Source organism: Pseudidiomarina aquimaris (assembly GCF_003987395.1).
GTDB lineage: Bacteria > Pseudomonadota > Gammaproteobacteria > Enterobacterales > Alteromonadaceae > Pseudidiomarina > Pseudidiomarina aquimaris.
Genome location: NZ_PIPT01000008.1, coordinates 165,178 through 172,821, shown reverse-complemented (window position 1 = coordinate 172,821; position 7,644 = coordinate 165,178). Strand labels below are relative to the sequence as shown.

7 protein-coding genes are annotated in these 7,644 nt (G+C 51.2%); all 7 read left to right on the top strand.

Translation table 11 applies throughout. The annotated features are described in order from the left end of the window. Positions 1–250: 250 nt before the first annotated feature. Positions 251–1,384, top strand: a complete 1,134-nt coding sequence (rlmN, locus tag CWE21_RS11065; protein WP_126834506.1) for a dual-specificity RNA methyltransferase RlmN — start codon at positions 251–253, stop codon at positions 1,382–1,384. A gap of 83 nt (positions 1,385–1,467) precedes the next feature. Next, complete coding sequence (gene pilW / locus CWE21_RS11060; protein ID WP_126834505.1) at positions 1,468–2,244, top strand: type IV pilus biogenesis/stability protein PilW; 777 nt, start codon at positions 1,468–1,470, stop codon at positions 2,242–2,244. 11 nt (positions 2,245–2,255) lie between these two features. Then, entirely contained in the window at positions 2,256–3,296 is a 1,041-nt protein-coding gene (locus CWE21_RS11055; RefSeq protein ID WP_126834504.1) for a RodZ domain-containing protein, read from the top strand. 53 nt (positions 3,297–3,349) lie between these two features. Next, positions 3,350–4,462, top strand: a complete 1,113-nt coding sequence (gene ispG / locus CWE21_RS11050; RefSeq protein WP_126834503.1) for a flavodoxin-dependent (E)-4-hydroxy-3-methylbut-2-enyl-diphosphate synthase — start codon at positions 3,350–3,352, stop codon at positions 4,460–4,462. A gap of 66 nt (positions 4,463–4,528) precedes the next feature. Continuing rightward, positions 4,529–5,797: a histidine--tRNA ligase gene (gene hisS, locus CWE21_RS11045; RefSeq protein ID WP_126834502.1), complete on the top strand. Its 1,269-nt coding sequence runs from the start codon at positions 4,529–4,531 to the stop codon at positions 5,795–5,797. A gap of 28 nt (positions 5,798–5,825) precedes the next feature. Further along, a complete protein-coding gene (locus CWE21_RS11040; protein WP_126834501.1) occupies positions 5,826–6,449 on the top strand; it encodes a YfgM family protein in 624 nt (207 codons plus the stop codon). Next, positions 6,446–7,642, top strand: a complete 1,197-nt coding sequence (gene bamB, locus CWE21_RS11035; protein ID WP_126834500.1) for an outer membrane protein assembly factor BamB — start codon at positions 6,446–6,448, stop codon at positions 7,640–7,642. The genes CWE21_RS11040 and bamB overlap by 4 nt, the downstream gene beginning before the upstream one ends. Positions 7,643–7,644: the final 2 nt, after the last annotated feature.

Below are 7,644 nucleotides of genomic sequence, written 5' to 3'. Positions count from 1 at the left end.
TGCGCGGATTACATCAAGGCCCTACAATGAGCTAGAAGTGAATACATTGTGACTCGAGGCCGAATATACGAACGCAACTTCGCTTACGACCGGTTTTAACTTGCAAAGTTGGAGGAGACCATATACGTAGTTCTACTACGGGCCTAACCTGACGCTTCTACTGAGTTTGTTGAATTCGAAATATCCCGCAGTAGAACTGCGGGCTACGCGAACAACGAACAGCAAATAGCAAACAACGTTTTAGGATTTTATGAACGCAGTCGACAAAAAAGTTAACCTTCTCGATCTCAATCGCCAAGGTATGCGCGAGTTCTTTAAAGAACTGGGCGAGAAGCCTTTCCGTGCCGATCAGGTCATGAAGTGGCTTTACCATTACTGCGTCGACAACTTTGATGAGATGACCAACCTCAACAAAGTTCTCAGAGAAAAGCTCAAAGAAATCGCTGAGATTCGTGCACCAGAAGTGCGTATGCAACAACAATCTTCTGATGGCACCATCAAATTTGCCATGACGTTATTCGACGGCCAAGACGTCGAGACGGTATGGATTCCAGAAAGCGACCGCGCTACCTTGTGCGTAAGCTCACAGGTCGGTTGTGCGCTCGAATGCACATTCTGCTCAACGGCGCAGCAAGGCTTCAATCGTAACCTTCGTGTTGCGGAAATCATCGGCCAAGTTTGGCGGGTAAATAAGTTACTCGGTCCTTTCGGTGATACCGGTATCAAGCCTGTCACCAATGTTGTCATGATGGGCATGGGCGAACCGCTCTTGAACCTCAATAACGTGGTTCCGGCCATGGACCTGATGCTTGACGACAACGCTTTCGGTCTGAGCAAACGCCGTGTAACACTGAGTACATCGGGCGTAGTGCCTGCGCTATACAAGCTGAAAGAGCAGATCGACGTAGCTCTTGCCATCAGTTTGCATGCGCCAAACGATGAACTTAGAAACGAAATTGTACCGATCAACAAGAAGTACAATATCGAAGAGTTTCTTGAAGCTAGCCGCCACTATATTGACGGCTCGAAAGCAAACAAGAACATTACCATTGAATACGTGATGCTGGACCATGTAAACGACAGCATGGACCAGGCACATGAACTTGCCGAAACGCTTAAAAACACGCCGTGCAAGATCAATTTGATTCCATTCAACCCTTTCCCTGGCAACGATTATGGGCGCTCGAGTAACTCGCGCATTGACCGCTTTGCTAAGGTTCTGATAGAAAAGGGTTATATTGTGACGGTGCGGAAAACACGTGGCGACGATATTGATGCCGCTTGTGGCCAGCTCGTCGGCGATGTCGTCGACCGCACCAAACGTATCCTGAAAAAGCAACGCGCCCAGCGTGGCGGTAGCGGAATCGACGTCAAGATTTCGTAAATCCATCGCGAAAAGCCGCAAAAAACATAGGCAGGCACGGCGCATTCAGGGTAGCATAGGTAATTCAGCAACGAGGACCCGACATGCGCAATTTGCTCTACATTCTTCTTCTTGCAACACTTTGTACTGGCTGCGTAAGTCAGCGCACAGTGGATGGTAAAGAAAAGCCTGCGCAAGAGTTTAATGCAAAAGAAGCAGCAGCAACACGCTTGGCGCTCGGTCTTCAATATCTGCAAAGCGGGAATTATGAGCAAGCGAGGGTTAACCTTGAGCGCGCTCGCGATTACACGCCCGACAATCCTTCCGTGCAAACCGGTTTAGCTTTTTATTACCAGCAGGTACAGGATTTCGACATGGCCGAGCAGTACTATCGCAAGGCGATTCAGCTGCAGCCAAGCAATGGCGACACCCATAATAATTTGGGTGCGCTGCTTTGTAACATGGGCCGTTACGATGAAGCTGAACAAAGTTTTGTCCGCGCGCTCAATATTCCTGACTATGTGAAAGTTGCCGCAACCTATGAGAATGCTGCCCGCTGCGCTGCCCGCGCCGGACAGCAGCAAAAATCAGACAACTATTTTAAACGAGCTATCAACCATAGCTCGCGCAATAGCACTATTTTAGAAACCTATGCTGCGGTATTGTTAGAGCAAGAACGTTATCAAGAGGCCGCAGATGTTTTGAAGCGCCGCTCCCAGTTACCGCAACTTTCAGCCGAGTATCTCTGGCTTGAAAGCGAACTCGCTCGGCAACAAAATGACCGTGCGCGGCAACGGAGTTTCGGCGATTTACTTTTGTCGCGCTTTCCGGATTCGCGTCAAGCCGACGCTTACCGCATGCGCGCCGCAACCAACTCTTAATGAAGTAACCCATGACCTCGAATAAAGATTTACTCAATGATGAGCTGCCTGAAGAGGGCACCCAAACTGATCAGTCAGCAGCACAAACGCCAGGGCAAATCTTAGCCCAAGCACGCGAGCAAAAAGGCCTCAGCCAGCAGCAAGTGGCTGATAGTCTGCGCTTGCGCTTAACTGTTGTACAATTGATTGAGGCTGATGACTATGAAAAGCTTGCCTCGACTACTTTCGTTCGTGGCTACCTGCGTTCGATGGCAAAAGCCTTAGAGGTGAACGAAGAAAAAGTCTTCAAGGCATTCAATGAGCATGGCTATGACACCAGCCAAGCCAGCAATGTGAAGATGCAAAGCTTTTCGCGGCGTAAGGTACGTGAACGCAACGACAGCCGGTTAAAATGGGTTAGCTATATCATCATCCTTGCGGTGTTAGCCTTGGTGCTGATTTGGTGGTGGCAAGAAAGCAACTTCAGCCTGAAAACCATCACGGGCAGCGAAGATGCACCGACCGAGCAAGAAGCAAAACAAGAACGTGCAACAGTGCAAAACATTCCGCAAGTCGTGCGCCCAGCTCGCATGACCGAAGAAGAAGCCGTCGCCCGCAATACGACTGCCGCGAAGAATACGAACAGCAGCGACATCAGCGATACTGTCGACTCGGCAACCAACACTGAAGTAGCCCGTGGTTCTACCACGGGGGAAGCCGACACCACCGACTTGGCCGAACCGACAACCACCGAGGCGACAACTAACGAAGCGACAGCCAGCGAACCCACAACCAGCGAACCAACTACAACAGAACCAGCTACAACAGCACCAGCTCCCGAACAACTCGTGTTCGAATTCAACCAAGCGTGCTGGATTAAAGTCACCGACGCCACCGGCGACGATATCGCTATCGGCGTAAAAGCTGCAGGTTATCGCATGCCGCTGACGGGCGAGCCACCTTTTGATATCATCTTATGCAAACCAGAAGCCGTTACCCTGACGTATAATGGTGACAACGTAAATCTTGATGATTACGTGCGTAACCGCAGCGTGACCCTTACGTTAAACTAAGAGCGTTAAAAAAGAGCGTAACGAGCACAGATTGAAAGGCACACGAAGTAACCATGATGCATGAGAACCCAATAAAACGTCGTCCATCACGCCGTATCTACGTAGGCAATGTGCCTATTGGTGACGGCGCACCGATTGCGGTGCAGTCGATGACCAACACTGAAACCACCGATGTCGAAGCAACAGTCAAGCAAATCCAAGCGATCGCGAACGCGGGCGCCGACATTGTGCGTGTTTCAGTCCCGACCATGGATGCCGCCGAAGCCTTTAAATTTATCAAGCAACAAAGCCCTGTGCCATTGGTTGCAGATATTCACTTCGACTATCGTATCGCTCTCAAAGTAGCGGAGTACGGTGTTGATTGTTTGCGTATCAACCCTGGCAACATCGGTAATGAGCAGCGTATTCGCGCAGTAGTGGACGCCGCGCGGGACCGTAATATTCCAATCAGAATTGGCGTAAATGGCGGCTCGCTAGAGAAAGACCTGCAAGAAAAATACGGCGAACCGACGCCGGCAGCCTTGGTAGAGTCAGCGATGCGTCACGTCGATATCCTCGACCGCCTCAACTTCCAAGATTTCAAAGTCAGCGTCAAGGCCTCTGACGTGTTTCTTGCTGTCGATTCCTATCGCTTACTTGCCAAGCAAATCGAGCAGCCCTTGCACTTAGGTATTACCGAAGCCGGCGGCTTACGTAGCGGCTCAGTGAAATCGTCCATTGGCCTTGGCATGCTATTGGCTGAAGGTATTGGCGATACCCTAAGAATTTCACTCGCAGCGGATCCTGTGGAAGAAGTCAAAGTTGGTTTCGATATTTTGAAATCGCTCAGAATTCGTAGCCGCGGTATCAACTTCATTGCTTGTCCAAGCTGCTCTCGCCAAGAATTCGACGTTATTGGTACAGTCAACGCGCTCGAACAACGCTTGGAAGACATCACCACGCCAATGGACGTGTCGATTATCGGCTGTGTCGTGAACGGGCCTGGTGAAGCCTTGATTTCGCATATTGGCTTGGCTGGTGCGAAAAATAAAAGCGGATTTTACCTCAACGGTGAACGCCAAAAAGAGCGTCTGGATAACAACGATCTGGTCGATCAGCTCGAGCGTCACATCCGTGAACAGGTAAAACGCTTCGAAGCTGAACAGATTCCTGTGAAGCAAGCGTAAAGCTGCGGTATACTACCCGTCATTTTTTCAAATTGAATTCAATTTAACGAAACGGTAAGTGCAATCGTGGCAAAAACAATCCAAGCAATTCGTGGAATGAATGACCTGTTGCCGGAACAAAGTCCGGCCTGGCAGTACGTTGAAGGCGTGCTTCGTGACGTTGCAGCAGCCTACACCTACCAAGAGATCCGCATGCCAGTGCTGGAAAGCACCGACTTGTTCAAGCGCTCGATCGGTGAAGTGACCGATATTGTTGAAAAAGAAATGTACACTTTTGACGATCGCAACGGTGACAGCCTAACGCTGCGTCCTGAGGGCACTGCCAGTTGCGTGCGTGCCGGTAATGAACACGGCCTGCTGTACAATCAAACCCAGCGGCTATGGTACATGGGCCCGATGTTCCGTCATGAACGCCCGCAAAAAGGCCGCTATCGTCAGTTCCATCAGTTTGGTATCGAAGCGTTTGGTATGCCGGGCCCCGACATCGATGCGGAAGTTATTTTGCTTTCGGCGCGCTTGTGGCAGGCCTTTGGTATCAGCGAACAAGTTGAGCTACAGCTTAATTCACTCGCCTCGAACGAAGCTCGCGCGCGCTATCGCGAAGCTTTGCGCGAGTTCTTGCGCGCACACGAAGCGCAACTCGACGAAGATTCCAAGCGTCGCCTTGACACCAACGTTCTGCGCGTACTCGACAGCAAGTCGCCAGAAACGCAACAAGTACTTGAGAACGCACCGAAACTCTCAGACTATTGGGACGATGAATCGCGTGCGCATTTCGAGGGCTTAACGCAACGCCTCGACGCAGCAGGCATTAAGTACGTATTGAACGAGCGTCTGGTACGTGGTCTTGATTACTATAACCGCACCGTATTCGAGTGGGTGACCACCGAACTAGGTGCACAAGGTACGGTTTGTGCCGGTGGCCGCTACGATGGCTTGGTCGAACAACTCGGTGGCAAAGCAACACCAGCGGTGGGCTTTGCCATGGGTATCGAACGTCTTGTGCTGTTACTTGAGTCGCAGAACAAGATCCCAGCCAGCCAAGTTGTCGATGTTTATCTTATGGCGTTAAGTGAAAGCGCGGAACTTAAGGCGCCGGCTGTTGCCGAAAAGCTTCGTGACCAATTCGCGGGGTTAAAGGTACAGCTGCATAGCGGTAGCCAAAATATGAAGAAGAAGCTGGCAAAAGCTGACAAATCAGGCGCCGAATATGCCATTATCATCCGCGACAACGATTTTGAACTAAAACACCTACGCAACCGCGACAAAGACGATCTAATCATCACCGATCTCGCGCAGCTAGCAAGTGTTTTTCAAACAACAAACAGCAAATAGCAAACAACGGTTTTAAAGGAATTTCCCGATGGAAACAGAAGAACAACAAGTCGAACAGATAAAAGCATTCTGGAAAGAGCACGGCAAAGGCATCGTTGCCGGCCTAGTCATTGGTTTTGCTTTATTCTACGGCTGGCGTTACTACGATGCCCAGACGTTGGCGAAGCAAGAAGCGCAGTCTGAGCAGTATGAACAAGTGGTGGCGCAGCTCGAAGCCAATGGCGCAGAAGCTTTGGATAGTGCCAAGTCTTTCGTTAGCGAAGCGAGCGGCAGCACCTACGCCACCTTGGCGGCTTTTGAGGTAGCACGTAAAGCTGCAGAAGCGGGTGACTTAGCAGCAGCTATCACTGCCCTGGAAGGTGCGCAAAGCAACGCCCAAGGCGCATTAAAGCATGTTGCAAGCCTGCGTCTCGCGCGCTTACAAATGGCGCAAGAAAATTACTCAGCGGCCTTAACCGCGCTCGAGCAAGTAGCCCAAGTTGAAGGCTTTAAAGCCAAAGCTGCTGAACTACGTGGTGACGTATTGCTAGCCCAAGGCGATGCAGCAGGTGCACGCCAGGCCTATGAAAGTGCGATTGCAGCAGCGACTGAAGCGGGTGTTCCGACTGTATTGGTCGAAACCAAACTCAACAGCATTCCGGCGGCATCATGAAACAAGTTAAGTACCTGAAGCACAGTCTCGTTATCGCTGCAGCCCTCGGTTTGAGTGGCTGTTCGATTTTTGGTGATGAAGAGCTGAGCTACAAAGAACTGCAACCTTTTAATGCCAGCGTACAGCCAAGCGTGCAGTGGGACGCCGGCGCAGGTGACGGCATTGGTGAGTTCTTTTCACGTTTGAACCCTACGGTGGTTGGTGACCATGTAGTCGTGGCCGATCGTCAAGGCATGATCATGGCGTTCAACCGTGCCAACGGTAACCGCGTGTGGGAGCGTGACCTGCAGGCGCAGTTCGCTGCGCAGGGCGAAGGCTGGTTAGATGGCGCTGAGTCACTGCGCATAAGCGGTGGTTTGGTGAGCTACGGTGATAATGTTGTACTCGGCACCGAGAATGGTGATGTCATCATGCTGAACGGTGTGGACGGTAGCGTACTTTGGCACACCAACATTAAAGCTGAAGTTGTCTCGGACCCTGCTCTTGACGCGAACCATGTAGTGATCACTGCAAGCAACGGTAAAGTCGTTGGCTTGAACGCTGAAACTGGTGAAGAGCGTTGGAGCATGGTTACTGATGTACCTGCGTTGAGCTTGCGTGGAACCGGTGCGCCGACCCTAGCTTCAGGTGGTGCGATCTTTGGTACCGCCAACGGCAAACTCACCGTGGCCGTGCTTGATAACGGTCAGCAAGTCTGGGAAGCACGCTTAGCTATCCCGAAAGGGGCAACCGAGCTGCAACGCTTGGTCGATGTCGATGCTGCACCCATCTCACGTGGCGAACTGATCTACAACATTGCCTACAACGGTCAGCTTGCTGCGGTTGAAATGCGCACTGGACGCGTGGTTTGGCAGCGCGAATACTCATCGTTCCAAAACCTCGATATGTACGGCCAAACGATTTATGCCACTGACGCTGATGACCGTGTGTATGCGATCAACGTTGATGGCGGCATCGAGCGTTGGGTGAACGCCGATTTCGAAGGTCGCGAATTGACAGCGCCGGTTTATTACAACGGCTCTATCGTGGTAGGCGACTCGTTTGGTTATTTGCATTTTATTGATGCCGCAAGTGGCGAAACAGAAGGCCGCCTCGAAGTAGGTAGCGACGTGTATGTTGCACCGGTAGTGGCCGATAACGAACTCTATATACAAACACGCGACGGCACTTTACTCGCGGTAAGGACTAACTAAGA

Excerpts from the sequence above, each read along its gene's own strand:
- rlmN (WP_126834506.1), top strand. The coding sequence starts at position 251 with ATGAACGCAGTCGACAAAAAAGTTAACCTTCTCGATCTCAATCGCCAA.
- pilW (WP_126834505.1), top strand. The coding sequence starts at position 1,468 with ATGCGCAATTTGCTCTACATTCTTCTTCTTGCAACACTTTGTACTGGC.
- CWE21_RS11055 (WP_126834504.1), top strand. The coding sequence starts at position 2,256 with ATGACCTCGAATAAAGATTTACTCAATGATGAGCTGCCTGAAGAGGGC.
- ispG (WP_126834503.1), top strand. The coding sequence starts at position 3,350 with ATGATGCATGAGAACCCAATAAAACGTCGTCCATCACGCCGTATCTAC.
- CWE21_RS11040 (WP_126834501.1), top strand. The coding sequence starts at position 5,826 with ATGGAAACAGAAGAACAACAAGTCGAACAGATAAAAGCATTCTGGAAA.
- bamB (WP_126834500.1), top strand. The coding sequence starts at position 6,446 with ATGAAACAAGTTAAGTACCTGAAGCACAGTCTCGTTATCGCTGCAGCC.